This window comes from Rhodococcus sp. 06-470-2 (genome assembly GCF_002258235.1).
Classification (GTDB): Bacteria; Actinomycetota; Actinomycetes; order Mycobacteriales; family Mycobacteriaceae; genus Rhodococcoides.
This window is the reverse complement of the sequence record NZ_NOYB01000041.1, coordinates 198,603-225,587: the sequence shown is the minus strand read 5'-3', so window position 1 is coordinate 225,587 and position 26,985 is coordinate 198,603. Positions and strand designations below refer to the sequence as shown.

General features: G+C 63.9%; 26 protein-coding genes. 16 read left to right on the top strand and 10 right to left on the bottom strand.

Annotated features, from left to right (window positions below; translation table 11 throughout):
- Positions 1-121 precede the first annotated feature (121 nt).
- The 3 genes from CH276_RS24370 to CH276_RS24360 all read left to right on the top strand — a co-directional run bounded on the left by CH276_RS24370 (position 122) and on the right by CH276_RS24360 (position 3,675).
- Entirely contained in the window at positions 122-1,345 is a 1,224-nt protein-coding gene (locus CH276_RS24370) for a CaiB/BaiF CoA transferase family protein (RefSeq protein ID WP_094609226.1), read from the top strand.
- Position 1,346: 1 nt separating this feature from the next.
- A complete protein-coding gene (locus CH276_RS24365) occupies positions 1,347-2,222 on the top strand; it encodes a hydroxymethylglutaryl-CoA lyase (protein ID WP_094632032.1) in 876 nt (291 codons plus the stop codon).
- A gap of 73 nt (positions 2,223-2,295) precedes the next feature.
- On the top strand, positions 2,296-3,675 hold the full coding sequence (locus CH276_RS24360; RefSeq protein ID WP_094609224.1) for an SLC13 family permease: 1,380 nt from the start codon (positions 2,296-2,298) through the stop codon (positions 3,673-3,675).
- 106 nt (positions 3,676-3,781) lie between these two features.
- Here CH276_RS24360 and CH276_RS24355 read toward each other — a convergent pair whose 3' ends face one another.
- Entirely contained in the window at positions 3,782-4,267 is a 486-nt protein-coding gene (locus CH276_RS24355) for an Lrp/AsnC family transcriptional regulator (RefSeq protein ID WP_052058764.1), read from the bottom strand.
- Between the two features lie 158 nt (positions 4,268-4,425).
- Here CH276_RS24355 and pdhA point away from each other — a divergent pair, with 158 nt between their 5' ends.
- The 4 genes from pdhA to lpdA are packed head-to-tail and all read left to right on the top strand — an operon-like array spanning position 4,426 to position 9,228.
- Positions 4,426-5,541, top strand: a complete 1,116-nt coding sequence (gene pdhA / locus CH276_RS24350) for a pyruvate dehydrogenase (acetyl-transferring) E1 component subunit alpha (RefSeq protein WP_094632030.1) — start codon at positions 4,426-4,428, stop codon at positions 5,539-5,541.
- Entirely contained in the window at positions 5,538-6,542 is a 1,005-nt protein-coding gene (locus CH276_RS24345) for an alpha-ketoacid dehydrogenase subunit beta (RefSeq protein WP_037154779.1), read from the top strand. Before pdhA ends, CH276_RS24345 begins: the two co-directional genes overlap by 4 nt.
- Positions 6,539-7,858 (top strand): dihydrolipoamide acetyltransferase family protein, encoded by a 1,320-nt coding sequence (locus tag CH276_RS24340; RefSeq protein WP_094632028.1) that lies wholly within the window; start codon positions 6,539-6,541, stop codon positions 7,856-7,858. The genes CH276_RS24345 and CH276_RS24340 overlap by 4 nt, the downstream gene beginning before the upstream one ends.
- Entirely contained in the window at positions 7,855-9,228 is a 1,374-nt protein-coding gene (gene lpdA, locus CH276_RS24335; RefSeq protein WP_094632026.1) for a dihydrolipoyl dehydrogenase, read from the top strand. The genes CH276_RS24340 and lpdA overlap by 4 nt, the downstream gene beginning before the upstream one ends.
- An 86-nt stretch (positions 9,229-9,314) precedes the next feature.
- Here lpdA and CH276_RS24330 read toward each other — a convergent pair whose 3' ends face one another.
- Positions 9,315-9,839: an Lrp/AsnC family transcriptional regulator gene (locus tag CH276_RS24330; RefSeq protein WP_094632024.1), complete on the bottom strand. Its 525-nt coding sequence runs from the start codon at positions 9,837-9,839 to the stop codon at positions 9,315-9,317.
- 207 nt (positions 9,840-10,046) lie between these two features.
- Between CH276_RS24330 and hppD the strand changes: the two genes are divergently transcribed.
- Positions 10,047-11,252, top strand: a complete 1,206-nt coding sequence (hppD, locus tag CH276_RS24325; protein ID WP_037154790.1) for a 4-hydroxyphenylpyruvate dioxygenase — start codon at positions 10,047-10,049, stop codon at positions 11,250-11,252.
- A 110-nt stretch (positions 11,253-11,362) separates the two neighbouring features.
- Here the strand turns inward: hppD and CH276_RS24320 are convergent, their stop codons facing one another.
- Positions 11,363-12,346 (bottom strand): NAD(P)-dependent oxidoreductase, encoded by a 984-nt coding sequence (locus tag CH276_RS24320; RefSeq protein WP_217901432.1) that lies wholly within the window; start codon positions 12,344-12,346, stop codon positions 11,363-11,365.
- An 89-nt stretch (positions 12,347-12,435) separates the two neighbouring features.
- Positions 12,436-13,506: an isocitrate/isopropylmalate dehydrogenase family protein gene (locus CH276_RS24315; protein WP_094632020.1), complete on the bottom strand. Its 1,071-nt coding sequence runs from the start codon at positions 13,504-13,506 to the stop codon at positions 12,436-12,438.
- A gap of 281 nt (positions 13,507-13,787) precedes the next feature.
- Between CH276_RS24315 and CH276_RS24310 the strand changes: the two genes are divergently transcribed.
- The gene (locus tag CH276_RS24310) at positions 13,788-14,273 is read left to right on the top strand and encodes a winged helix-turn-helix transcriptional regulator (protein WP_094632018.1); all 486 of its coding nucleotides are present in this window, start codon (positions 13,788-13,790) and stop codon (positions 14,271-14,273) included.
- A gap of 77 nt (positions 14,274-14,350) precedes the next feature.
- Here CH276_RS24310 and CH276_RS24305 read toward each other — a convergent pair whose 3' ends face one another.
- Positions 14,351-15,652 (bottom strand): MFS transporter, encoded by a 1,302-nt coding sequence (locus tag CH276_RS24305; RefSeq protein WP_094618109.1) that lies wholly within the window; start codon positions 15,650-15,652, stop codon positions 14,351-14,353.
- Positions 15,653-15,947: 295 nt separating this feature from the next.
- On the opposite strand from CH276_RS24305, the gene CH276_RS24300 reads away from it, so the two are divergent.
- A complete protein-coding gene (locus tag CH276_RS24300) occupies positions 15,948-17,357 on the top strand; it encodes an FAD-binding oxidoreductase (protein ID WP_094632197.1) in 1,410 nt (469 codons plus the stop codon).
- On the opposite strand, the gene CH276_RS24295 is transcribed toward CH276_RS24300, so the two are convergent.
- The 5 genes from CH276_RS24295 to CH276_RS24275 all read right to left on the bottom strand — a co-directional run bounded on the left by CH276_RS24295 (position 17,341) and on the right by CH276_RS24275 (position 21,901).
- Positions 17,341-18,450 carry a PucR family transcriptional regulator gene (locus CH276_RS24295; RefSeq protein WP_094632016.1) on the bottom strand — a complete coding sequence of 370 codons (1,110 nt, stop codon included), beginning with the start codon at positions 18,448-18,450 and terminating at the stop codon, positions 17,341-17,343. The genes CH276_RS24300 and CH276_RS24295 overlap by 17 nt on opposite strands.
- Before the next feature lie 29 nt (positions 18,451-18,479).
- Positions 18,480-18,848 (bottom strand): hydroxyphenylacetyl-CoA thioesterase PaaI, encoded by a 369-nt coding sequence (gene paaI / locus CH276_RS24290; protein WP_170944730.1) that lies wholly within the window; start codon positions 18,846-18,848, stop codon positions 18,480-18,482.
- A gap of 23 nt (positions 18,849-18,871) precedes the next feature.
- Complete coding sequence (locus tag CH276_RS24285; protein ID WP_032404457.1) at positions 18,872-19,189, bottom strand: EthD family reductase; 318 nt, start codon at positions 19,187-19,189, stop codon at positions 18,872-18,874.
- Entirely contained in the window at positions 19,186-21,213 is a 2,028-nt protein-coding gene (gene paaZ / locus CH276_RS24280) for a phenylacetic acid degradation bifunctional protein PaaZ (protein WP_094632014.1), read from the bottom strand. The genes CH276_RS24285 and paaZ overlap by 4 nt, the downstream gene beginning before the upstream one ends.
- A 76-nt stretch (positions 21,214-21,289) precedes the next feature.
- Complete coding sequence (locus CH276_RS24275; RefSeq protein ID WP_032380646.1) at positions 21,290-21,901, bottom strand: TetR/AcrR family transcriptional regulator; 612 nt, start codon at positions 21,899-21,901, stop codon at positions 21,290-21,292.
- A gap of 111 nt (positions 21,902-22,012) precedes the next feature.
- On the opposite strand from CH276_RS24275, the gene CH276_RS24270 reads away from it, so the two are divergent.
- From CH276_RS24270 to paaB, 6 genes are all read left to right on the top strand, one after another.
- Entirely contained in the window at positions 22,013-23,212 is a 1,200-nt protein-coding gene (locus CH276_RS24270; RefSeq protein WP_094632012.1) for a thiolase family protein, read from the top strand.
- Positions 23,209-23,931: an enoyl-CoA hydratase/isomerase family protein gene (locus CH276_RS24265; protein ID WP_094632011.1), complete on the top strand. Its 723-nt coding sequence runs from the start codon at positions 23,209-23,211 to the stop codon at positions 23,929-23,931. Before CH276_RS24270 ends, CH276_RS24265 begins: the two co-directional genes overlap by 4 nt.
- On the top strand, positions 23,928-24,779 hold the full coding sequence (locus CH276_RS24260) for a 3-hydroxyacyl-CoA dehydrogenase family protein (protein ID WP_094632009.1): 852 nt from the start codon (positions 23,928-23,930) through the stop codon (positions 24,777-24,779). The genes CH276_RS24265 and CH276_RS24260 overlap by 4 nt, the downstream gene beginning before the upstream one ends.
- On the top strand, positions 24,776-25,546 hold the full coding sequence (locus CH276_RS24255) for an enoyl-CoA hydratase/isomerase family protein (RefSeq protein ID WP_094632007.1): 771 nt from the start codon (positions 24,776-24,778) through the stop codon (positions 25,544-25,546). The genes CH276_RS24260 and CH276_RS24255 overlap by 4 nt, the downstream gene beginning before the upstream one ends.
- 120 nt (positions 25,547-25,666) lie before the next feature.
- Positions 25,667-26,611, top strand: a complete 945-nt coding sequence (gene paaA, locus CH276_RS24250) for a 1,2-phenylacetyl-CoA epoxidase subunit PaaA (protein WP_094632005.1) — start codon at positions 25,667-25,669, stop codon at positions 26,609-26,611.
- On the top strand, positions 26,608-26,970 hold the full coding sequence (gene paaB / locus CH276_RS24245; protein ID WP_027494657.1) for a 1,2-phenylacetyl-CoA epoxidase subunit PaaB: 363 nt from the start codon (positions 26,608-26,610) through the stop codon (positions 26,968-26,970). The genes paaA and paaB overlap by 4 nt, the downstream gene beginning before the upstream one ends.
- The last annotated feature ends 15 nt before the right edge of the window (positions 26,971-26,985 follow it).

Below are 26,985 nucleotides of genomic sequence, written 5' to 3'. Positions count from 1 at the left end.
GATCACAGTGGTTGCGAAACGTGATCCACCGCACTATGGTCATTCCTACCAGGAGCGAATGCAATTATCAAATAATGATAATCACGCGATCCAGCCTCCACATCCTCAGGAGTGACGTCAGGTGCACACCGACAACCAGAACGGCCCGTTACACGGAATACGCGTCATCGAACTGGGCAACTTCATCGCCGCACCGTTCGCCAGCCGCCTTTTTGCGGACTTCGGTGCCGAGGTGATCAAGATCGAGCGCCCCGGCGTCGGCGACGAGCTTCGCGGCTGGCGCCGAAACCGCGGAGACACGTCGATGATGTTTCGCACGATAGCCCGCAACAAGCACTCGGTCACGGTCGATCTACGTACCGATGAGGGCCGCGACCTTGCGCTGAAGTTGGTCGAGACTGCCGATGTCGTCGTGGAGAACTTCCGTCCCGGCACTCTCGAGCGTTGGGGTCTCGGGCCCGACCGCCTGCATGAGGCCAATCCCGACGTGGTTCTGGTGCGGATCTCGGGGTACGGCCAAACCGGGCCTCATCGCGACCGAGCCGGGTTCGGCGGGGTCGCAGAGGCATTCGGCGGGCTGCGCCACGTCACCGGACACGCCGATCGCGAGCCGGTGCGGGCGGCTGCGCCCGTCGGAGACGTCCTGGCCGGGTTGCATGGAGCCGTGGGAGCTCTGGTGATGTTGTTGGCACGTGAACGCAGCGGAGATCACTCTCGGCCGAAGGTGGCCGACGTCGCGCTGTACGAGGCCGTCTTCATGGCGATGGAGTCACTGGTTCCGGACTACGACGCGTACGGTGCCGTTCGCCAGCGGACCGCGGGCAACTTGCCCGGCGTGGTCCCCAGTGGGATCTATCCGACCTCGGACGGAAGCGTCATGATCGCGGGCAATTCGAGCAGCGTGTTCGGACGGCTCATGACGGCCGTGGACCGGCCGGACCTTGCCGACGACTCCGATCTGGCCGACGGCGTCGGGCGGTTCGAGCGTGAGACCGAACTCGACGGTGCTATTTCTGCATGGACCGGCGCACGCCCGACGAGCGTGGTCGTCGGCGAGCTAGGTGCCGCAGGCGTTCCCGTCGGAGAGGTGTTCGACGCCGCTCAGATCGCCGAGGACGAGCACTATCTCGCACGCGGGATGGTGCAGGCGCTGAAAGTCTCCGTCGAACCGGGCAGCACCGAGGAAGTGCGCTTTCCCGGGGTGGTTCCGCGCTTCGGCGATACCACCACGACCGTCAAGTGGGCCGGCCCGGATCTGGGCGAGCACACCGACGATGTCCTCGGCCGCACACTCGGTCTCACCGAAGAACAGCTCGACGACCTCCGCGCGCGGAAGGTCATCTGACATGCCACGCGTACACATCACCGACGTCTATCTCCGCGACGGTTTGCAGGACGAGAAGTGCATCGTCCCCACAGAGGACAAGCTCGCCGTACTCGACGCCACCCTTGCGTCGGGAATTACGTCCCTCGAGATCGCGTCGTTCGTCTCGGCCACCAGAGTGCCGCAGATGGCCGACGCCGAGGAGGTCATCTCACGCGCGCCCCGTCGAGACGGAACCCGTTACAGTGCACTGACATTGAACGGCCGAGGCGTCCATCGCGCCGCAGAGACGGACATAGACGTGATCCAGATCGTCACGTCGGCCAGTGAGGGGCACAGCCGTGCCAACGCCGGCCGATCCCCCGACGACGCGCTACGGGACCTGAGTTCCGCCGTCTCGACGTATCCGGACCGCTCGTTCATCGGCGGTGTCATTACCGCGTTCGTGTGTCCGTTCGACGGCGTCATCACGCCCGAGCGGCTCGTCGAGGTGTGTGAACGAATGGCCGACACCGGCGTATCGAGCCTCGGTCTGGCGGATACTTTGGGGATCGCCACCACCGATCAGGTACTGACCGGTGTCGACGCCGTCCGAACAGCCCTGCCCGAGTTGACAATCAGCCTCCATCTGCACAACGCTCACGATCAGGCCCTCGAAACAGCAGTACGTGCCGTACTCGACCTCGAGATCCAACACTTCGACAGCGCACTTGCCGGCTACGGCGGTTGCCCCTTCGCGCCCGGCGCACACGGGAACCTTGCGACTGAGCAGCTCGTGGAAGCATTCCATCGTGCCGGAATCGACACCGGAATCGACCCTGTATCTCTGGGCACCGCGGCCGATCTGGCTCGCGATGTCGTCGCGAAAGCGCAACCTCTTTCCACCGCCACACACTGATTTCGTTGGGCAACCAGCCCACACCCGCCGCGCTCCCCGCGGCTCACCTCATCCCCCGTCCGAAAGGCCAGCCATGGTCTACGCAATCTCGATCATTGCCTTGATCGCAATCTTCACCGTCGCCACGATCACACCCATCAACATGGGTCTGCTCGCTTTCGCCGGCGCATTCGTCGTCGGTGGCGCAATATCCGGCATCCCTGTCGAGGATGTGATCGATGCCTTCCCAGGAAGCACTTTCATCATCGTCGGCGGCATCACTTTGCTGTTCGCCATCGCCAAAGCCAACGGCACCATCGATGTCGTCATCGATCGATCTCTCCGACTCGTGGGCGGACGGCGCTGGGCCATCCTGTGGATGATGTTCTTGCTGTCCGGTCTGCTGATGGCCCTCGGATCCGTTCTTGCCGTGGGCATGCTGGCACCGATCGCGATGCCACTGGCCAAGCGCAACAACATCAATCCCTTCCTGATGGGCATGGTCGTCAGCCATGGGGCTCTCGCGTGCTGCTTCTCCCCGATCAACCTCTACGGTGCCTTCGTCAACGGCTTGATGGACTCCACCGGCGTGGGCTCACATCCGCTGGCTCTGTTCCTCATCCCGTTCGTGCTCAACACCCTCATCGCCCTCGTGCTGTTCCTCGTACTCGGCCGTGACCTCATTCGTGATCGGACCCGCGCGTTCGATGTCCAGGACCTGCGCGACAACGAAGGCGGACTGCCCGTACCGTCGAGCCCGCGCCCGGGCTACACCGGACTGCCCGAGGGTAGCGGGGGCGGCACTTCCGTACAGGTCGAGGTCGATCACATCGAATCCTCCTCTATCACAACAGTTCCCAATGAGACCGTACCGCTCAACCGAATCCGAGTACTCACTCTGCTCGGCATCGCGGCCCTGGTCGTGTTGTCCGTGAGCCTGGGGCTCGACATCGGAGTCAGCGCAATCTGTGTGTCGGTCGTGTTGCTGCTGCTGACACCCAAGACTCACCCCAAGGTCGTCGACAACATCGCCTGGCCTGCCGTGGTCCTGGTCTGCGGTGTTCAGACGTACATGGCGGTCATGACCCAGAACGGCACGCTCGGGTTCCTCGGCGACGCTGCGTCGGCCCTCGGTTCCCCCCTGTTGACGGCGCTCATCCTGTGCTACGCGGTAGCGATCATCTCGGCATTCGGATCATCGATCGGAACCATCGGCATCGCTCTTCCTCTCGCCGCACCGCTGCTCGCCGCCGGTGAACTCGGAGCCATCGGATTCGTTGCTGCCATTGCCTTCTCGGCGACCGTGGTCGATGTCAGCCCGTTCTCCACCAACGGGGTCATGGTTCTGGCGGAAGCCCGAGTGGACGACAAGGCCCGGTTCCAGCGAAAGATGATGGGGTACTGCGCACTCGTCGTTCTCATCGCCCCACCGACGGTGTGGCTGCTGACGGTGGTCGCCCCCTCGGTCATCTGACCCGATCGCACAGCCCCTGCTCACCGACCCCTCACTCAGTAGAGGGTTGGTAGGCAGGGGCTTTCGGCGTCTCGGCGGTAGTGCGTGACTCGACCGGATCGGGCGATCAGCGTTCGGTGGCCGGCCTCGTGCGCCCAAGACCGCCTCGGTCCTCGTCGAAGATCAACCACGTGCGGGTCGCCCGAACGCCGTCGAGCGATTGCAGCCCCTCCAGCACCACTTGCCGCAGACTCTCGTTGTCGGGAGTCCTGATGAGCACCAGCACGTCGAAATCCCCTCCGAGCAAACTGAAATGGTCGACGAACTCCATCGATCGCAACCCCTCGGACACGCTGCGCCACGAATCCTGACGGATCGACAGCGCGATGAATGCAGAGGTCCCGAGTCCGGATGCCGCGTGGTCGACCTGCACGGTGAACCGCTCGATGACGCCCGCATCCTTGAGCCTGTCCACTCGCGTATAGGTATGTGCACGAGAGAGATTCAGTCGATCTGCCAGTACCCGCATGGAGATCCGACCGTCGGCGGTGAGTTCGGTGAGAATGCGGCGATCGGTGTCGTCCAGTTCCACTCGCTTCGAGACCTCGTCCATTCGTCCGCTCCTCTGCGTCAGTTCACCGCCCCGATCGGACATATTTGAACTCTGATCCATCGTCGGCAGCCATATGTCTGCAATTTTACGCCGATAGGTATTCCACATGACGCTATCGGCCAGAATCGCCCTACAAGCCAATTTCAGGAGAGTGCGCCATGACGACCGTCGAGAAGGTTCCGGCAACGTCCTACCAACAGTTCATGCCCGCCGACCGTCCCGTGCAATATCTCGCACCGGACGGGACGGGCGTCGACAGCGCCGCACGCTATGCGCGGCCGTCCGACGAACGCCTGTTGGAAATGTATGGCTCGATGGTGCACGGCCGCCGATTCGACCAGCAGGCAACAGCATTGACCAAGCAGGGCCGCCTCGCGGTCTACCCGTCGGCCCGCGGACAGGAGGCCTGCCAGATCGCGGCTGCATTGTGCCTGGACACGCAGGACTGGATGTTCCCTACTTACCGCGACTCGATGGCTCTCGCGGCGCGTGGAGTCGATCAGGTGGAGCTGCTCGGCATGCTCGCCGGCTACTGGCACTGCGGCTACGATCCGGCCGCCTACAAGGTCGCTCCCCAATGCACGCCTCTGGCAACACAGTTGTTGCACGCGACCGGCTTCGCATACGCCGAGTCGAAGCAGGGACGCGACACCGTCGCCCTCGCGTTCTGCGGAGACGGTGCCACCAGCGAGGGTGACTTCCACGAGGCTCTCAACTTCGCCGCGGTGTTCCGCGCCCCGGTCATCTTCCTGGTCCAGAACAACGGATTCGCCATCAGCGTTCCGCTGGCGCGCCAGAGCGCCGCGCCGTCGTTGTCGCACAAGGGCGTGGGCTACGGCATCGGTAGCGAGCAGGTCGACGGTAACGACCCCGTCGCGATGATGGCGGTGATGGACGAGGCCGTGAAATACGTCCGCGCAGGCAAGGGACCGGTGGTCGTCGAGGCGCACACCTACCGCATGGACGCCCACACCAACGCCGACGACGCCACCCGCTACCGCAAGGCCGACGAGGTCGAGGGCTGGCTGGCCCGAGATCCCCTCTCGCGCCTCGATTCCTACCTGCGTGCCCAGGGGGTTCTCACCGACGAACTCCGCGAGCAGATGACCGTCTCCGCCGACGCGGATGCCGCGGCGCTTCGGGCAGGCATGAACGCAGAGCAGGATGTCGACCCCGAGGACCTCTTCCGGTTCGTCTATTCCTCCCCCACCCCCGGTCTGATCGAACAGCGCAATCAGATCGCCGCCGAGAACGCAGCAGGAGAACTGTCATGACCACGATGACCATGGCCGGAGCCCTCAACGCCGCCCTGCGCGATGCGTTGACCGAGGACGAGAAGGTCGTCGTGTTCGGCGAGGATGTCGGCACCCTCGGCGGCGTCTTCCGCGTCACCGACGGCCTCACCCGCGACTTCGGCGACGACCGCTGCTTCGACACCCCGCTCGCCGAGTCGGGCATCGTCGGATTCGCGATCGGGATGGCGATGTCGGGCTACAAGCCCGTCGTAGAGATGCAGTTCGACGCGTTCGCCTACCCGGCTTTCGAGCAGATCGTCTCCCACGTGGCCAAGCTGCGCAACAGAACTCGTGGCTCGCTGACCGCACCGATGGTCATTCGGATTCCATTTGCCGGCGGCATAGGCGGCGTCGAGCACCACTGCGACTCGTCCGAGGCCTACTACGCGCACACTCCTGGCCTGAAGGTCGTCTCGCCGTCCACAGTCGCCGACGCCTACTCGCTGATGCGCGACGCCATCGCCGATCCCGATCCGGTGATCTTCCTCGAACCGAAGCGGCTGTACTTCTCCAAGGACGACATCGAGCTGACCAAGACCGAGCCGATCGGCACGGCCGTCGTGCGCCGTGCCGGTACCGACGTCACGCTTCTCGCCTACGGACCGACGGTGTCCGTGGCCATGCAGGCCGCAGAGTTCGCGGCGGAGGACGGCCGGAGCGTCGAGGTGATCGATCTGCGATCGCTCAATCCGTTCGACGACGAGACCGTTGCGGCCTCAGTGCGCAAGACCGGACGCTGCATCGTGATTCAGGAGGCGCAGGGCTTCTCCGGCGTCGCCGCGGAGATCGCCTCACGAGTATCCGAGCGCTGCTTCCATCACCTGCACGCTCCAGTACTTCGAGTGACCGGACTCGACATCCCCTACCCTGCACCGAAACTCGAACACTTTCATCTGCCGTCCGCCGACCGCGTACTCGACGCGATCGACCGGCTGCAGTGGAACGACGCACCCGATCTCAGCAAGGCGGTCACAGTATGAGCATGCAGGTGTTCCTGCTCCCCGACCTCGGTGAAGGACTGACCGAGGCCGAGATCGTCGAGTGGAAGGTCAAGCCCGGCGACACCGTCACCATCGACCAGGTCGTCGTCGAAGTGGAGACCGCAAAAGCGTCCGTCGAGGTGCCCTGCCCGTTCGAGGGCGTCGTCGGCGAACTGCATGCGGCCGAGGGCACCTCACTCGCGGTCGGCGCGGCGCTGATCAGCATCACCGGCGGTGCCGTCGCCGACGTTCCCGCCGCCCACGAGCAGTACCGCGAAGAGGAAAGAGCCGGCTCGGGAAATGTGCTGATCGGCTACGGCACGGGGCACGGTCCCACCGGCCGTCGCAAACGTGCTTCGCAGCGGCAGAGTGCGGCTGCGCCGCAGGTGAGCGGAAACTCGACCCAGGCTACGCATAGGAGCGGAGCCGGCGGAGCGACCAGCGAACAAAGCCGCTCACATGCACCGAAGGTGCTCTCTCCCATCGTCCGGAGCATGGCACTGCAGGGCGGGCTCGATCTGGGCAGTATCGACACAGAAGGCAGCCACGGCGTCATCACTCGTGCAGACGTCGAGCGCGCCTTGTCGACGAATGTTCCTACGGTTGCGTCCTCGACCGACGGAGTCACTCGAATCCCGATCACCGGGATACGTAAAGCCATCGCAGACAAGCTCTCTCGCAGTCGTTCGGAAATTCCCGAGGCCACCGTCTGGGTCGACGTCGACGCGACGGCTCTGCTGCAGGCTCGACGCGACCTCGATGCGTCCATCGACGGCGTCAAGGTGACGCTGTTGGCGGTCCTCGCCAAGCTCACTATGATCGCGTTGGCGAAGTTCCCGGAGCTCAACAGCACGGTCGATACCGCTGCGGGCAAGATCCTGCGCTACGAGAACATCGGTCTCGGCATTGCTGCCCAGACCGATCGAGGACTGATGGTTCCGGTTGTGCCGCAGGCCGACAAAGCAGATCTGAAGGAGCTCGCCGAACGGCTGGCCGAGTTGACAGAACTCGCACGGACCGGTTCCCTCCCCGCAGCTCGCCTGAGCGGAGGAACGTTCACCCTCAACAACTACGGCGTGTTCGGGGTCGACGGCTCGGCCGCGATCATCAACCATCCCGAGGCGGCGATCCTCGGCATCGGACGCATCATCGACCGCCCGTGGGTCGTCGACGGCCAATTGGCCGTGCGCAAGGTGGCGCAGCTGTCGTTGGCGTTCGATCACCGCGTGTGCGACGGCGGAGTGGCCGGCGGGTTCTTGCGCACGGTGGCGGACTATGTCGAAAACCCCGTCGTGGCATTGGGATCCGTCCGATGAGCGCTCATGACGTCGACGTCCTGATCCTCGGCGGCGGCTCCGGTGGATACTCCTGCGCGCTGCGTGCCGACCAACTCGGTCTCTCGGTCGCGCTGGTCGAGGAAGACAAGCTCGGCGGCACCTGTCTGCATCGCGGATGCATCCCCACCAAGGCGCTGCTGCACACCGCCGAGGTCGCCGATGCAGTTCGAGGCTCGGCGCATGTCGGCGTCACCGCATCGCTGACCGGGGTGGACATGCCCGCGGCACTGGACTACCAGCGCAGCGTGGTCGCCGGCCTGTACGGAGGTCTGCAGGGACTGCTGAAGCGGCCGGGTGTCGAGATCGTCTCGGGCCGTGGCCAGGTCGTCGGTCCTCGCACCGTCGAGGTGGAGGGTCGACGCATCACCGGAGCCTCGCTGGTTCTCGCCACCGGGTCGTATTCGCGCACCATTCCGGGAATCGAACTGGGGCCGCGGGTGCTCACCAGCGACAGCGCACTGTCGCTGGATCGGGTGCCCGAGTCGGTCGTCGTGCTCGGCGGCGGTGTGATCGGCATCGAATTCGCCAGCATCTGGGCATCGTTCGGTACGAAGGTCACCGTCGTCGAGGCACTCGATCGCATCGTTCCGGGTGAGGACGAATGGTCCTCGAAACAGCTCACCAAGGCACTACGCAAGCGCGGCATCGACATTCGTACCGGTACCAAAGTCGAGACCGTCACCGAATCATCCGACGACGTCTCGGTGGCCCTGTCGTCCGGGGACACCCTCACGGCCGATCTGGTCCTGGTGTCCGTTGGCCGCGGACCCCGGACCGACGGTCTCGGTCTGGCCGAGCAGGGCATCGCCACCGAACGCGGTTTCGTCACAGTCGACGACAACCTGCTCACCACTACGGACGGCACATACGCCGTCGGCGACATCGTGGCGGGATATCAGTTGGCACACCGCGGTTTCCAGCACGGCATGTTCGTCGCCGAGCACATCGCCGGCCTCGCGCCCGCGCGCATCGACGGCGATGTCGTTCCGCGAGTGACGTATTCGCATCCCGAGGTAGCGTCGGTGGGGCTCACCGAGAAGGCCGCAGAGGAGAAGTTCGGCACGGTGACGTCGGTGGTCTACGACCTCGGCGGCAACGGCAAGAGCCGCATTCTGGCCACAGCGGGCGGTGTCAAAGTGATTCGTGCACGCGACGACGGTCCTGTCGTCGGGGTTCACCTCGTCGGCGACCGAGTAGGCGAATTGATCGGCGAAGCCCAACTTGCAGTCGCATGGGAAGCGCTACCGTCCGAAGTCGGCAGCTTCGTCCATGCCCACCCCACCCAGAACGAGGCACTCGGTGAAGCGATGATGGTGCTGTCGGGTCGGCCACTTCACGCGCACAGCTGATCCGGGGGTAGCGGATCTTTCTCGACGTGGCCACCGACACAGCACTTACGTCCGATGTCGGTGGCCCGTCAGGGTTCGTGTCACGCTCACGGTTCGTCTTTCCGGAAAGCAGGTGCCTTGCTTGCTTTTTCGGTGTTCAGTGTTGCGATGAGAGGCAGCGTTCGCAACGAGATGATCTCCGACAGAGCGATCACGCTGGTCGACCTCGACACCACGCCGGACTTGTTCAGGGCGATCAGTGTGGCCTGTAGGCCGTCGTGGGACGCCGCAGCGATACGGCACAACACATCTCCGGCTCCGGTCGTCGCAAAAGCCTCCAGCACACCCGGGATCGATTCCAATTCCGATGTGACCGAGTCCAACGCACCCTGCACAATTTCGAGAGTCACGAAGGCTTGCACCCCGAAGCCCGCGGCCGAGAGGCCGATCCGCGGTTCGTATCCGGCCAGGACACCCGCATTCTCCAGCCTCCGAAGTCTCGAATGCACCGTCGCGCGAGCGACATTCACGAGTCGAGAGAGTTCCAGCGCCCCTGCGCGCGGGTGATGATGCATCGCAGTCAGCAAAGCGAAATCCAACTCGTCGAGAGTCACCGCACCGTGTGCCGCCATCGCCTATCCCCTTCCGCGCATTTTCTAGACACATCGTATAGCTACAACGGCACTTTACCGGTCGATCCAGACACACTGCCTAGCTCGAGATGTGTTGATTGACTAGCGCCGCATCGTTGGGTTTGCTGAGTTCACAGCCACGGTCCAGCCGCCGGCTGGCCATCCACTCTTGCGCAGACAGCCCTTCCAGCGATAGGAGCACAATCAATGTCCATCGAACAAACGCTCACCAACGAAGAGCAGCTCGCAGACCTCGACCTCGAGCAACTCCAGCAGCTCGTCGGGCTGGTGGAATACGACGGCGCACGTGACCCCTTCCCAGTCAGCGGGTGGGACGGACTGGTGTGGATCGTCGGTAATGCAACGCAGACCGCCCACTTCTTCCAATCCGCATTCGGGATGGAACTGGTTGCCTACTCCGGCCCGTCGACAGGCAACCGAGACCACCATGCCTTCGTACTGAAAAGCGGCGCAGTGCGATTCGTGATCAAAGGTGCCGTGGACCCGCAGAGCTCATTGATCGAACACCACCGCAAACACGGTGACGGAATCATCGACATCTCGCTCGCAGTCCCCGATGTCGACAAGTGCATCGCCCACGCCCGGTCGCAGGGAGCAACCGTCCTCGTCGAACCGCACGATACGTCCGACGACAACGGAACCGTCCGATCGGCAACCATCGCCACCTACGGTGACACCCAGCACACTCTCGTCGACCGTTCGCGGTACAACGGTCCCTATCTGCCCGGATACATCGAGCGAACATCTGCTTACGTCAAACGAGACGGCGCACCCAAGCGCATCTTTCAGGCACTCGATCATGTGGTCGGAAACGTCGAGCTGGGCAAGATGGACCAGTGGGTGGACTTCTACAACCGGGTCATGGGCTTCACCAACATGGCGGAGTTCGTCGGCGCGGACATCGCCACCGACTACTCGGCATTGATGAGCAAGGTCGTGTCCAACGGGAACCATCGCGTGAAGTTCCCGCTCAACGAGCCTGCGATCGCCAAGAAGCGATCCCAGATCGACGAGTACCTCGACTTCTACCAGGGCCCCGGCGCACAGCACCTGGCATTGGCCACGAACGACATTCTGACCGCAGTGGACCAGCTCCGCGCCGAAGGAATCGAATTTCTGACCACCCCGGACAGCTACTACGAGGACCCGGAACTCCGCGCGCGTATCGGCGAGGTTCGAGCACCCATCGAGGAACTACAGAAGCGCGGAATTCTCGTCGATCGTGACGAAGACGGCTACCTGCTGCAGATCTTCACCAAGCCCATCGTGGATCGACCCACGGTCTTCTTCGAGTTGATCGAACGCCACGGCTCGCTCGGTTTCGGACTCGGCAACTTCAAAGCATTGTTCGAGGCCATCGAACGTGAACAGGCCGCACGCGGAAACTTCTGAGCCTCGACCGGACTGCGTCGACAGACAACAATGGTGTGTCCCCACTGAACCGGGGACACACCATTGTCGACTACCAACCGCTGGTCGGCGGTCAGGTACAGAGTCGGACTTCACGCATCCACGGTGACAGCCGCACGTTTGACCGTAGTGATCACTCCGCTGGGGACACCACCTCTTAGGACCGTATCGAAGTTGTGCCACACGGTCTCGATTCTGCGCTGGACATTCTCCCAGCCGACTCCGGCCATATGCGGCGTGCACACGACCTGATCCAGCCGAAGCAATTCGCTCGATAGGTCGAGCGGCTCGCTCTGGTAGACATCCAGGCCGGCACCGGCGATGCGGCCATCACGTAGAAATTCGATCAGTGCGGTCTCGTCCACGACTTCGCCGCGTCCGACGTTGACGAGAACCCCGCTGCGTTTCATCATCGCCAGTTCGTCTCGGCCGATCATCCGATCGGATTCCTCGTTCAACGGGACACTGAGGCAGACGACATCTGATACGGCCATCAGTTCCGACAGTGAGACCTGCCGAGCCGAGATGAGTTCGGAAACGGTGAGGGGTATTTCGGCGTTGTCGTAGAAGACGACGTTGGCTCCGAACCCGTGATGGACTATCTTGCCCACCCAGCGACCGATATTTCCGAGACCGACGATTCCGACGGTCTTCCCGTAGAGCTCCGAGTACGAGGTCTCGTCCAGCTCTTGGCGCCACTTTCCTTCTCTCATCAGCTCCATCGACGCCGGAATTCGCCTGAGCAACGTCAACATCAACGTGAGCGCATGTTCAGCGACGGAAATCGAGTGCGTCTTCATCTGCGCAACCGGGACACCCAGTTCGTTCAATACGGGGAGCGAGAGTTGCCCGTAGCCGGAACTCATGTACTGGATGAACTTGACGTTCTTTGCTGCGCGGAAGACGTCCTCCGGAACGTCGACGCCCGAGATGATGAAGTCGGCATCGGCCGCTTCCTCGCACATCTCGGACACGTCGGAATCCAAAGACATGATTTTGACCTCGAATCCATCCGGAACGGATTCGGTGATTCGGTCGATGTAGTCCTTCAACGGATTGACAAACAAAATTTTCATTGTCATGGCGTCACTTTCGGTGTTCGTTGTCGAACCGCGATCCGCGGTTCGCGTCGATCTCTACGCAGCACGCGAGGTGCCGCGCTGGATCAGGCCGGCAGAGCGTCGACGACCGCCTCCACTACATCTTGGGTACTTGCCGATCCGCCCAGATCACGCGACCGCGGGCCCGACTCCAGTGCGGACTCGACAGCATCCTGGATACCCCGTGCGGCGGCGATGCAGCGATCGTCCCCACGTCGTTCGCCGAGCCACTCCAGCATCATGGCGGCAGAGAGAATCATCGCGATCGGATTTGCTAGGCCTTTGCCCGCGATATCGGGCGCGCTCCCGTGTGAAGGCTGGAATACTCCGCGCTCCAAACTGACATCGGCCGACGGCGCGACACCGAGACCTCCGACGAGACCTGCTGCGATCTCGGACACGATATCGCCGAAAATGTTCTCGGTGACCACGACGTCGAAGCGCTCGGGGTTGGTGACCATGAGCATGGATCCCGCATCGATGTAGAGCTTTGCGCTCCCGACATCGGGGTTCTTCGCCGCAACCTCGTCGAAGACTTTCTCCATGAGGACATTGCTGCGCAGGGCATTCGACTTGTGCAGCAACGTCACGTGCCCGGGCGTTCCCCTCTTGCGGCGCTCCCGCGCCTGCCCGAAGGCCATTGCGAAGAGCCTTTCGCAATTGGCCCGGGTGATCGTCATCCGATCGCTCGCCTGCTCGTCGCTGGGCTCGTGCACGTCGGCCAATCCAGCGAACATGCCCTCGGTCGTCTCGCGAATCACGAGCATGTCGATGTGTTCCGCCTTGACAGCACTATCGACTCCTCGGAACAGTCGAACCGGCCGGAGACTGGAGAAAAGTCCGTAGTGCGCGCGCATTTCGACCTGAGCGCCGAGCTCGAGCCCTTCGGGATCACGGACGTCCGGTAGGCCCATCGCGCCGAACAACACGGCGTCGGACTTTCCTATCTCATCCATGTCCGCCTCGGTGATCCTGCGCCCTGTGCGGCGGTACAGATCTGCGCTGAAGTCATGGAATGTGTATTCCATCTCCAGCCCGTAGCGCGCTTCACATTTTTTCAGGACGGTCAGGGCGGCATCCACCACTTCGGTTCCGATTCCGTCGCCGGGGATGACGGCAATGTCGTATCGAGTCACTGTTCTCCTGCTTCGCTTGTCGCACGTGCCTGCGCTGTTGGGTGAAACAACAAAGGCTCATTCGATTGCCACTGAGCATTCTCACTCAATGATAATTTGATTACTGACTTCTGAGAACAGAATAGCAGCGCGTGACTGGCCTCACAAGCGACCGTGCACAGCGACGGACGCCACGCTCGGCACTGATGGACGATGTTTCTCCATCGAGCGCTCGTGAGCAGCAGGCACGGTCGGCGAGCACGGGCCTTGACTCGGTACTTGCATTTTGCAAGCATGAATCCATGAGCCTGTTCATCACCTGCCCCGTCGAGAACGTCGAGCGCGCGACGGCCTTCTACACAGCGCTCGGTTGGACCCTCGACACCGAGATGTCCGATCACAACGTGTCGTGCTTCGCAATCGGTCAGGGGCAGTACGTCATGCTCGGCAGTCGCGAGATGTATGCGAGCGTGGGCGGCACCGAGGAGCTGATCGGCGGGCCCGACACACCGTCGAAGGTCACGGTCTCGTTCGACCTCGGCAGCCGCGAGGCAGAGGAGCCGCAACGGTACAGCGATCTGCAGCGCGACCTCGGAGTACCGACGAACATGCTCGCTACCCGGCTACGCGAACTCGAAGCTGCAGGTGTGTTGACCCGCCTGCCTCTGCGGCACAACACACGGGCCTACGCGCTGACCGACCGCGGACTCGCTTTGCGCGGAGCAATCGTCGCCCTCGAGCAATGGGGCAGAGATGCTGCGCCACAGGTTCGTTGGGCTCCTGGATAGCGCGAACACCGTATCGGTCACGTATACGACGACAGCCCCGCAACTCGGCTGGTTGCGGGGCTGTCGTCATCGATGGATCAGACGTTCAAATCCTCGTCTCGTCTGTTCTTGATACGCGAGGTCGCAATGAAGGAGATCGCGGCCAGGATCATCAGGTAGATCGAGATCGACATCGAGGTACCGGTTCCCTTGAACAGTGCTTCGGAGATCGTCGGGACGAAGGCTCCACCGAGGACCGTGCCGATGGCGTAGCCAATGGATGCACCACTGAATCGAACTGCAGCAGGGAACATCTCGGCGTACAGGGCCGGCTGCGGACCGTAGGACAGCCCGAGTCCGACGGCGAAGAGACCGAGGGCCACGTAGATCCAGTGCAATTCACCGGTGTCGACGAGCAGGAAGAACGGAATGGCGCACAACACCATTGCCGCGTTTCCGAGGTTCATGATCGTGGTGCGGGCGTAGCGATCGGACAGATACGCGCCGAGGAGGGTGAAGATTCCCCACACGATGGCCGCGAACAGGCTGGCCACCAGAACGTCCACGCGAGCGAGTCCGTGTTCCCTCGTCGAGTACGCGACGATGAATCCGCCCACGATGATGTAGCCGTTGCCGTTGGTGCCGATGAACGACAGCGCGGCCAGCATGACCTGCTTCTTGTTGGTGCGCCACAGTGCACGAACCGGAGTGTGGTTGCGCTCCTTGCGTTCTGCGAGCTCCTTGAACACCGGAGTCTCCTCGACGCGGCGTCGGATGTAGAAGCCGACGAGGATGAGCACGAAGCTGATGAGGAACGGGATGCGCCAGCCCCAGGCCTCGAACTGCTCTTCGCTGAGCAAGCCGGTGCACAGTGCCAACGTTCCCACCGCGATGAGCATGCCGAGCGGAACACCCATCTGGGTTGCTGCGCCGTAGATTCCACGCTTGCCCTTCGGGGCGTGCTCGACGGCCATCAGCGCTGCGCCGCCCCACTCGCCGCCGGTGGAGAACCCCTGCAGAATGCGCAGCACGATCAGAATGATCGGAGCCCAGATGCCGATGGTCGCGTAGGTCGGCAGCAGTCCCATACCGACCGTGGCAGCACCCATCAGGGTGAGGGTCGCGATGAGGACCTTCTTGCGACCGATCTTGTCGCCGAAGTAGCCGGCGACGATGGCCCCTAGAGGACGGAAGACGAAGCTGATACCGATGGTCACGTAGGCGACCAGCTGTCCGGACGAGCCCATGGGCGCAAAGAACAGTTGGGCGAAGATGAGCGACGCCGCCTGCGCGTAGATGAAGAAGTCATACCACTCGACGGTGGTACCGACCATGCTGGCCATGGCGGCGCGGCGATGCTCACGCGACACCCCGGTGGGCGTCTCGACCTGAGTTGACATCGACTTGTCTCGTTTCGTTCGGGCTCCGGCGCTCGGGCATCGAGCGGCCGTTCGGAGTGGGGCGGGGCGGGTTGCGATGGGTGAAGGACGGCGATTAGGTGCAAGCGCAGAATCGGATAAAACTCACCGTCCATTCGGTCGGTAATTACTGTGACCGGCGCCACCGTAGTTTGTCAAGGTGGTCGCGTACATAACAAGGCGATGGACGCACTTCGTCGGAAACTACCGATCGGGGCCTGTCGCTTCGTCCGAAACGACGCAGACGTCCACAGTGACGCCGGTCATACTCGACCTCATGGCCGCACCCACGTCGACTCTCGTTCACCACTCTCACGTCATCGACGAACTGATGCGCGCCCTCGGTGCCGACGCGGTGGTGACCGACCCGGACATTCTCGCCGGTTACCGGCACGACGCCGCAGCGTTGTGCGAATCCACCCTGCCTCTGGTGGCGGTACTGCCGACCACTGAATCGGACGTGCAGGCCATCATGAAAATCGCGTCGGCACACCGCATTCCCGTTGTGCCGCAGGGAGCATTGACCGGCCTGGCCGGAGCAGCGAACGCCAGCGTCGGAGCCATCGCCCTCAATACCCGGCGCATGAACAACATCGTCGAGTTGGACGTCGTCAACCGCACCGCCATCGTGCAACCCGGTGTCACCAACAAAGAGTTGAAAGATGCCGCCTTGCAGCAGGGACTGACGTACCTCCCCGATCCATCCAGCTGGGAGGCGTCGACGATCGGCGGCAACATCGCCACCAACGCCGGCGGCCTGTGCTGCGTGAAATACGGCGTCACAGCACGATTCGTCCGTGGGCTGCGCGTCGTACTCGCCGACGGCCGCGCCACGTTCGTCGGTCGACGCACCGTCAAAGGCGTGGCTGGGCTATCTCTGGCCGAGCTCTTCGTCGGCTCCGAGGGAACGCTCGGCATCATCACCGAGGCCACCGTCGGCCTCGATTTCCCCAGCGCCGTACCACTCACGATGGCTGCGACCTTCCCCTCCACTGTCGCTGCAGGAGAGGCAGTGTCGAGGATTCGTGCAGCAGGTATCACCCCGAGCCTGTTCGAGCTGTTGGACCGCACCACTATCGCCGCGATCGACGCCTACGCCCGGATGGACTTCGGCACCGACGCAGCCGCAGTGCTGATCGCCCAATCCGACATCGGCGCAGGCGCTGTGGAGGAGCTCGAGGCTATCGCCGCACTGTGCACCGCAGCCGGTGCGACCGATGTGGCCGTTGCCGAGGACGAGGTCGAATCGGAGCAGCTCGTGCAGGCCCGTCGACTGGCGTACCCGGCACTCGAGCGTCTCGGTTCGCCGTTGGTCGACGATGTGTCCGTTCCCATTTCACAACTCGCCACGATGATCGACGAGGTGGGTCGGGTCGCAGACCGGCTGGGTATCGTCATCGGAGTCGTCGGCCACGCCGGTGACGGGAACATCCATCCGACGGTCATCGTCGACCCCCTCGACCCCTCATCGTTGACGAAGGCGCACAGCGCGTTCGACGAGATTGCGGCATTCGCCCTCTCACTCGGTGGAACCATCACCGGCGAGCACGGGGTGGGACTGCTCAAGCGGGACCTTCTCGAGACCGAACTCGACTCGGTTGCAGCGGAACTGCAGCGCGGCATCAAAGAATTGCTCGACCCGCACTACCTGCTCAACCCCGGGAAGGTCCTCACCGCCCGGCCCTGAGCCGTAGCGACATCCAGACCAGCAACCGGGTGTCCGCGTCGTCGAGATCGAGACCGAACAACTCCTTGGTACGCCGGAGTCGGTAGCGGAAGGTGTTGGGGTGCAGGTACAGCGATGCAGCTGCGGCGGCGACGTTGGACTCGTGCGCCAACAACGCCAGCACCGTCGCGGCGTACTCGGTACCTTCCGAAGCATCGCAGGAGAGCATCCGTTCGACGGCAGGCAACGCCAACGACACCTCGGACAGCGCTGCCCCCGCCCTACGCAGCGTGGCGTGGACTCGGACGTCCTCGAACATGACGGTCGGAGAACCGTCCTCGCAGGCGTCGAGCGCCCACTGCGCATGCACTCGAGCAGTCATCGGGCGCTCGTCCGGCCCACCGAGCGCGAACGTCACCGGAATTCCGAGGGCAGATACAGCCCTGCGTCGAAGGTGCTCGAATTCGTCTACGGTAATTGGGATTTCGGAACGCATCACGAGGAAGGCAGCGCCGTCGATCACGACAGCACCCGAGTCGAGCTGTTGCCCGAAGGTCAGGTCGAGCATCCCCCGCAGTCGCGACGCGGCGGCGTCCGGCCGGTCCGACTGCACCCGGGTCGCCAGCACCGTGTACAGCTGCCCATCGGGTGTGATGGCAGTTGAATCGGTCAGTAGTTCACGTGCCCTGGGCTTTTCGACACCCACAGCCTGTGGTCGCTGACTCAGCAACGGTACTGCTTCCGCTGCCGCCCGTTGTAATGCCGCCACCACGGCCGGCTCGGGCGGCGACACTGCCACGGTGGGGACGATGCACCAGATCGAACCGAGATATTCGCCGCCACTGGTTACCGGCACGGCCAGGCGAGGCAGCACCCCGGCTACGGCGACGACCCGCACCGTGCAGCTGCGCCGGAACTCCTCGTCGGTATGGTGCGCCATGTACTCCGCCGGAACCTGCTTGCCGAGAATACCGTCGCGCCGCACGTCGTCGATCGGTTGCCCGGGCAGCGACGAGTAGGCCACGACGTAGCCGGCCGGGTCCATCACCGATACCGCGCCGCCCACAGCAGCCGCCGTGGCGTCGGCCAAGGCAGACAGATCGGCAGTGGTCATCGACTCACAGTACTTCCGAGCAGATCCGACTACCTGGCCACGGTGCGACTGTCCCCTCGGAATTCGGCGACCAGCTCGTCTCGACACGTCACCGACACGTCGTAGAGGCCGTTCCGGCCGAACCGCGCACGCTCGACGGCATCTGCAACCAGCACGTCCCCGGCCTTCGTCGGACGGAGGTATCGGATGTCGCAACGTGCCGCGACGGCCGAATCGTCGTGCGAATTACAAGCCATCGCGAACGTTGTGTCCGCCAGCAGGAAGACGTAGCCACCGTGCGTGATCGCATAGCCGTTGACCATGTCCTCGGTCACGACCATCGACATCCTCGCGTGTCCAGGTGACAGCTCGATCAATTCGATGCCGAGCTTGCGGGACGCCGCGTCGACCTCGAACATCTCTCGCGCGATCATCGAATCCGTCACGGCTGCAACACCGACTGCTCGTTCTGGGTGAACATCGTGACGCCACCGGTTGCGAAGTTGCGCAGATCCTTGCCCGCGGTCTTCATCTCGGGCGAGGCCAATCCTGCCTTCAGCGATGCCTCGTCCGCGAAGTACAGGCTGGCGATCGCGTAGTACGGCGGCGGTGAATCGTCGAGCGAGTCGAGCGTGCCCCAGGTGAAGTCGACCAAACCGGGGACAGCCCGCGCGAGGGGCATGTGCACCTCGGCGTAGTGACGATCGAATGCGGCAGTGTCCTCGGGCATCCCGTAACAGACGGCTACTCGTACGCTCATGATGCGGCCTCGGGCTTCGCGACCAGGGTCAGCACGTCGTAGGTCGCGACGGGATCGCCGTCCTGGTTGACAACCACTGCATCCCAACGCACCTCGCCGTAATCGGCACTCTGACGCGGTGTGATGAGCTTGGCCGTCAACGTGACCGTCAACGAATCCTCGGCCTTGACCGGCGTCAGGAAGCGAAGGCTGTCGACGCCGAAGTTGGCCAGGACGGGGCCCGGGGCCGGGTCGACGAACAGCCCGGCGGCCAGGGAGACCACCAGGTAGCCGTGCGCGACGATTCCACCGAACAGCGGATTGGCGGCTGCCGCTTCAGGATCGGTATGAGCGTAGAACGTATCCCCGGTGAACTCGGCGAAATGATCGATATCAGCGCGGGTGACCTGCCGTGGTCCACCGATGATGGTGTCGCCCAGTTTCAGCTCACCGAGGTTCTTACGGAACGGGTGGACGTCGCCGGTCGTCTGCTTCGCCCCGGCGACCCACTTGTTGCCGATGGCCGTCAGGACGTCCGGTGTTCCCTGAATTGCAGTGCGCTGCATGTGGTGCAGGACGCCGCGGATACCGCCGAGTTCTTCACCGCCGCCTGCGCGACCGGGTCCGCCGTGCACCAGGACCGGCAGAGGCGATCCGTGGCCGGTCGATTCCTTGGCGTCCTCGGAGTTCAGGACCAGGATGCGGCCGTGGTACGGCGCGCTGCCCAGGACGATCTCACGCGCGATCGCAGAATCCTTGGTCACGAGAGATGCAACCAGAGAGCCCTTTCCGCGGGCTACGAGATCGAGCAGGTCTGCGGTGCCGTCGTAGCCGATGACGGTCGATACCGGCCCGAACGCCTCGATCTCGTGCGGTTCGGGCGCGGCCTTGTCGCCGGCCTTCAGCAGCACCGGTGCCATGAACGCGCCTGCTCGCTGATCCACCGCGTCGGGATCGCCGAAGACCACCGATGCGGACTTGGTCAGTCCACGAATGGATTTGAGGACTTCGTCTCGCTGATCGATGCTGGCGAGGGCACCCATGGTGACCCCCTCGTCGGCCGGATCACCGACGACGACCTTCTCCAGCTTGGTCTTCAGTGCCTCGATGACGAGCTCGACAGAGTCCTGCGGAACCAGCACCCGGCGAATGGCTGTGCACTTCTGCCCGGCCTTGGACGTCATCTCGGTGAAGACACCCTTGACGAAGAGATCGAACTCTGGATCGTCCTGTGCCACATCGGATGCCAGTATCGAAGCATTGAGGGAATCCGCCTCGGCCGTGAAGTGCAGTCCCTCGCCCACGACGTTGGGATGAGAACGCAGGGTCGCAGCGGTATCGGCGGATCCGGTGAAGGCCACCGAGTCCTGGCCGCCGAGGTGGTCGAGCACACCGCGGGCACTGCCGCACAGCAACTGCACCGAACCCTCGGGCAGCAACCCTGACTCGATGATCCGGCGGAACACCAGCTCGGTGAGGTACGCAGTTTGGCTGGCAGGCTTGACGATCGACGGCACGCCCGCGATGAACGCGGGGGCCAGCTTCTCGAGGAAGCCCCAGACTGGGAAATTGAACGCATTGATCTGGACGGCGACGCCGCGCCTCGAGGTGTAGATGTGCTGACCGAGGAAGGCGCCCTTCTTACCGAGCTGCTCGATCGCGCCATCGAGATAGACCGTCTCGTTGGGGAGTTCGCGTCGGGCCTTACTCGCGTAGCTCAGCACGGTTCCGAATCCGCCGTCGATGTCGACACCGGAATCGCGGGTGGTGGCGCCGGTGTGCCGGGAGAGTTGGTAGAACTCCTCCTTGCCTGCCATCAGCGTCAGGCCCAGTTGCTTGAGCAGGGCTGCACGCTCGTGGAACGTCAGGGCTGCGAGCGCGGGCCCTCCGACGGTGCGGGCGTAGTCCACCATGCCTGCGACGTCGAGTCCGCTGGATGACACCCGAGCGATCTCGCTGCCGTCGACGGCGCTCAGCAGCGGCGCTCCCTCATCGGTTGCGGAATACCACGTGCCCTGGGCATAGCTTTCCAGAAGTCTGCTCACAACGCCTCCATCTCACCGTACGTTCGGTCGGTAATTACCATCGCCGTCAGACGCCGAGATGTCAAGACTTGTCGCCCTACGTGCGGCGCAGGCCGTCGAAGGTCAGGGCCACGACGGCGTCGGCCAATTCCTCGACCGATCCGCCGGTGCGCGGGCGATACCACTCGATCAGCGAGTTGACCGTGCCGAACACGAGCTTGGACGCCAGCGCGGGATCCACCCCTGGACGCAGGTCGCCCTCCTCGGCCGCAGCCACCACGAGCCCGGTGACGAACGAGTCGAATTCGCGCCGACGGGCGAGGGCCCGCCGCTCGACGTCGGTGTTGCCCCGCACACGCAGCAGCAGCGTCACGTAGGGCAGCTCCGCACACAGGATGTCCACGCTGCGACGCACCAGGTATTCGAGGCGGTCGATGTATCGCCCGGTCGTGGCCCGATCCTCGGTCGTCACGGCGAACAGCGCATTGAGAGCCCGCGACAACGCGAGTTCGAGCAACTCGGACTTGCCGGACACATGGTGATAGATCGAGGACTTGGTGATGCCGAGCCGCTTCGCCAGAACTTCCATGCTGGTGCCGTCGTATCCACGGTCGTTGAAGACCTTGACCGCCACTGCCAAGAGCGAGTCCAGGTCGTATCCCGGCCGCCCTGGCTGTCCGGTCTTGCGCGGCGCGCGTGCGGTTGTCATTGCCACATCTTCTCAGTCGGTGCCCGATTCCACAGCACCGTGGGCAGCAAACCTTGCCAAACAACCGAATGTTCGGTTATTAATGACGCAACCGTACGGAGGAGATTTCAAGTGGGCGAAGTATTTCTCGTGGCCGGCGCACGCACGCCGCACGGACGCTACGGCGGAGCCCTTGCCTCGGTGCGTCCCGATGATCTGGCCGGGCTGGTCGTCGCCGAGGCGGTCCGGCGAGCGGGTGTGCCCGTCGACCGGATCGACGAGGTGATTCTCGGTGCCGCGAACCAGGCAGGCGAGGACAATCGCGATGTGGCTCGAATGGCTGTTCTGCTCGCGGGTCTTCCGCACACGGTGCCGGGATATACCGTCAATCGCCTGTGCGCGAGCGGACTGACCGCAGTGGCCAACGCCGCAAGCACCATTCGCAGCGGTGAGGCCGACATCATCGTCGCCGGCGGCGTCGAGTCCATGACGCGCGCGCCGTGGGTCATGGCCAAGCCGGGAACCGCATGGGCCAAACCGGGAGAGATCTTCGATACCGCCCTCGGCTGGCGTTTCACCAATCCGACCTTCGCGTCCCACGACGCGGGGACCGATCCCAAGATCACTCTGTCGATGGGCGAGACGGCCGAGGAGGTCGCGCTCAGCGAGGGCATCACCCGCGAGGAGTCCGATGCCTTCGCCTTCCGCAGTCAGCAGCGTGCCATCGCCGCCCAGGACGCCGGACGCTTCGCCGACGAGATTGTGCCCGTCACGACCAAGAACGGCGAGGTCACCGAGGACGAGACGCCGCGTCGCGGAACCACATTGGACAAGCTCGGCACCCTGAAGGCCGTGTTCCGCAAGGACGGCATCGTCACCGCCGGAACGTCCTCTCCGTTCACCGACGGTGCGTCGGCATTGGTGGTGGCCTCCGAGGAAGCCGTGAACAAGTATGGCCTCGAGGTACGCGGCCGCATCGTCACCAGTGCGAGCGCGGGTATCGCGCCGCACATCATGGGACTCGGGCCGGTGCCGTCCACACAGAAAGCCCTCGCCCGCGCCGGATGGTCGGTCGAGGATCTCGGTGCCGTCGAACTCAACGAGGCTTTCGCGGCACAGTCCCTCGGCGTCATCCGCCAGCTGAAGCTCGACGAGAACATCGTCAATGCCGACGGCGGTGCCATCGCCCTCGGACACCCTCTCGGCTCGTCGGGTGCTCGAATTCTGTTGACGCTGTTGGGCCGGATGAAACGTGAGAAAGCGTCACGCGGACTCGCGACCCTCTGCGTCGGCGTCGGGCAAGGCGTGTCGATGTTGATCGAGGCACCGTGAACACGCTCATTGTCGAGGAGCTGACGGACCGCGTTGTCGTCACCCTGAATCGCGAGAAGCAACGCAACGCAATCGACGCCGAGATGATCGGCGAGTTGCACGAGGTGTGCGCGCTCGTGGAGCAGGATCCGAGAATCGTCATCCTGACGGGGCAGGGCGAGCACTTCGCCGGCGGTGCCGACATCAATCAGCTGCGTGCCCGCACCCGCGACGATGCATTGCGCGGCATCAACCGAAACCTGTTCGACCGCATCGCCGCACTGCCCCTGCCAACGATCGCCGCGGTCCGCGGCTACGCCCTCGGCGGTGGAGCCGAGCTGTCCTACGCCTGCGACATCCGGATCGCGTCGTCGACTGCCGTGTTCGGCAATCCCGAACCGGGCCTGGGCATCATGGCTGCCGCCGGGGCCAGCTACCGATTACCGACGCTGGTGGGAGTGTCCGTCGCGAAGCAGGTTCTCCTCGGTGGCCGGACGCTCGACGCAGAGGTGGCACTCCGCTCCGGCCTGGTGCTGGACGTCGTCGACGAGCCCTTGGCCGCAGCGCATTCCCTCGCAGATCGCATCGCCAAGCAGGCACCTCTGGCACTGAAGCTGACCAAGAAGATTCTCGATGCGCCCGGTTCGCACCCGTGGGCCGACGACATCGCGCAGGCCGTGCTGTTCGAGACCGAAGACAAACAACGCCGAATGACGGCATTTCTGGAGAAGAAGAAATGACAGTTCCCTCTAACGTGGCCGTCGTCGGTGGCGGCCGCATGGGTGCGGGTATCGCGCAGGTGTTCGCCGCCCTCGGCTCGAACGTCGTCATCGCCGAAGCAGCCGACCAACAAGCCGCCCTCGGACGCGTCTCGACCGGACTGGATCGGGCGCACGAACGCGGCAAACTCAGCGAGGATCCCGCTGCGATTCTCGCCCGAGTCTCCACCGTCGCCGGACCCGCGGATCTCCCGGCCGACCTCGACCTGGTTGTCGAAGCGGTGCCCGAGATCCCGGCGCTCAAGGTCGAGGTACTGGCTCTCGTCGACAAGATCGCCGGACCCGGGACGGTCATCGCGTCGAACACGAGCTCGATCTCCATCGCCGAACTCGGCGCAGCACTGTCCGATCCGAGTCGCTTCATCGGGATGCACTTCTTCAACCCGGTTCCGGCGTCGACTCTCGTCGAGATCGTGCGCGCTCCGGCCACCGCCGCAGACGTGGTGGAGCGGGTACAGCAGTGGGTGTCGCTCCTGGGCAAGACCGAGGTGCTCGTCAACGACTCCCCCGGCTTTGCGACGTCGCGTCTCGGCGTCTGCCTGGGGCTCGAGGCCATTCGGATGTTGGAGGAAGGCGTCGCGGACGCCGAATCCATCGATCGCGCCATGGAACTCGGCTACAAGCATCCGATGGGCCCGCTGCGGTCGACCGACCTCGTGGGGTTGGACGTTCGGCTCGCGATCGCAGAACACCTGGCGTCGACCCTCGGCGACAGGTTCACACCCCCGCAGTTGTTGCGAGACATGGTTGCTCGCGGCGACATCGGACGCAAGTCCGGTCGCGGCTTTCACGATTGGACGAACGCATGACGGTACGGTTCGACATCACCGACGGCCTGGCAACCATCACCCTCGCGCGTTCCGAGGCACACAACGCGCTCGACGTCGCGACGAAGGTCGCGCTTGCGGAGGCCGTCCAGAGCGCCGCTGCACCCGAGGTGCGCGCGTTGCTGATCACCGCAGAGGGCAAGAACTTCTGCGTCGGCCAGGATCTGGGTGAGCACGTCACCGCGCTCGAGGCCGATCCGGCCACGGCGATGGACACTGTCGGTGAGCACTACAACCCGGTCATCCGAGGGCTCGCAGCGCTCGAGGTTCCGATCGTCGTGGCCATCCCCGGCGCATGCGTCGGCGCAGGTCTGGGGATCGCGCTCGCCGGAGACATTCGGGTGGCCGGCACCAAGTCGTCGTTCGCCACGGCGTTCACCGGCATCGGCTTGGCCAGCGATTCGGGATTGAGCTACTCGCTGGTCGAGGCACTGGGATCGAGCCGGGCCGCGGGTCTGATGCTGCTCGGCGACAAGGTCACCGCCGCACAGGCCCTCGACTGGGGCCTGGTGCATCGCGTCGTCGACGACGCCGACGTTCTCGAGACCGCGCGCACGCTTGCCACGACGCTCGCAGCTGGTCCCACCCAAGCGTACCGACAGGTGAAATCGCTGACCAGAAAGCCCGGACTCTCCTACGCCCTGGACCGCGAGGCGCAGGCGCAGACCGCTCTGGGACAGACCGCCGACCACAAAGCCGCCGTCGACGCGTTCCTTGCCAAGAAGAGAGCCTCCTTCGTCGGCATGTGAGCGGAAACTCGACCCCTTCTACGAGGTTTCGCGCACCTGCGGCGCAGCCGCTCTTGTGCACGGGGTCACTTCGATGCATACTGGTTACCAACCGATCATTCGGTAATGAAAGTAGGACTTATGACCACGTCAAACACCTTGTCCGCCGAGACGCTGCAGGACGGGTTCGACGACACCGTTGCCCGCGAACAGCGCGTCGAGCCCCGCGACTGGATGCCCGACGACTACCGCAAGTCGCTCATCCGCCAGATCGCCCAGCATGCGCACTCCGAGATCATCGGTATGCAGCCGGAGGGCAACTGGCTCACCCGCGCACCGTCACTGCGCCGCAAAGCGATCCTGATGGCCAAGGTCCAGGACGAAGCCGGCCACGGCCTCTACCTGTACTCCGCCGCAGAGACGCTCGGGGCAGACCGCGCCGACCTGACGGTCAAGCTCATCGAGGGCAAGCAGAAGTACTCGTCGATCTTCAACTACCCCACCCTGACGTACGCCGACGTGGGTACCATCGGCTGGCTCGTCGACGGTGCAGCGATCTGCAACCAGGTTCCTCTGTGCCGCAGCAGCTTCGGCCCGTACGCACGCGCGATGATCCGCGTCTGCAAGGAAGAATCCTTCCACCAGCGCCAGGGCTACGAGTTGCTCGCGACGATGATGCGCGGCACCGACGAACAGCGCGCCATGGTTCAGGAATCGGTCAACCGCTGGTGGTGGCCCGCACTGATGATGTTCGGCCCGCCGGACGACGAGTCCCCCAATACCGAGCAGTCCATGAAGTGGGGCATCAAGCGCCACACCAACGACGAACTGCGCCAACGCTTCGTGGACATGTCCATCCCGCAGGCGAAGGCCCTGGGCGTCACGTTCCCCGACCCGGACCTGAAGTGGAACGAGGAGCGCAAGTCGCACGACTTCGGCGAGCCCGACTGGTCCGAGTTCATGCAGGTCATCAAGGGCAACGGAGCCTCCAACGTCGAGCGCATCGCGAACCGTCGGGCAGCCCACGACGGCGGAGCCTGGGTCCGCGAGGCCGCAACCGCATTCGCAGCAAGGAACGCATCATGACGGAATTCACCGCAGAGGGCGGCCACGGCGCAGTTCCCACCGACAATGTGCCGGTGGAGCCCAAAAGGGAAGCGGTCAAGGCCGATTGGCCTTTGTACGAGGTATTCCTCAGAGGCAAGCGCGGCCTGAACCACGTGCATGTCGGATCGCTGCACGCCGCCGACGACCACATGGCGCTGCGGCATGCTCGCGACGTCTACACCCGACGCAACGAAGGCGTCAGCATCTGGGTGGTTCCGTCCAACTCGATCGTCGCGTCGTCGCCGTCGGAGAAGGATCCGTTCTTCGCTCCGAGTGGCGACAAGGTGTACCGCCACCCGACGTTCTACGAGATCCCCGACAACGTTCCCCACATGTGAGACCCACACTTCAAG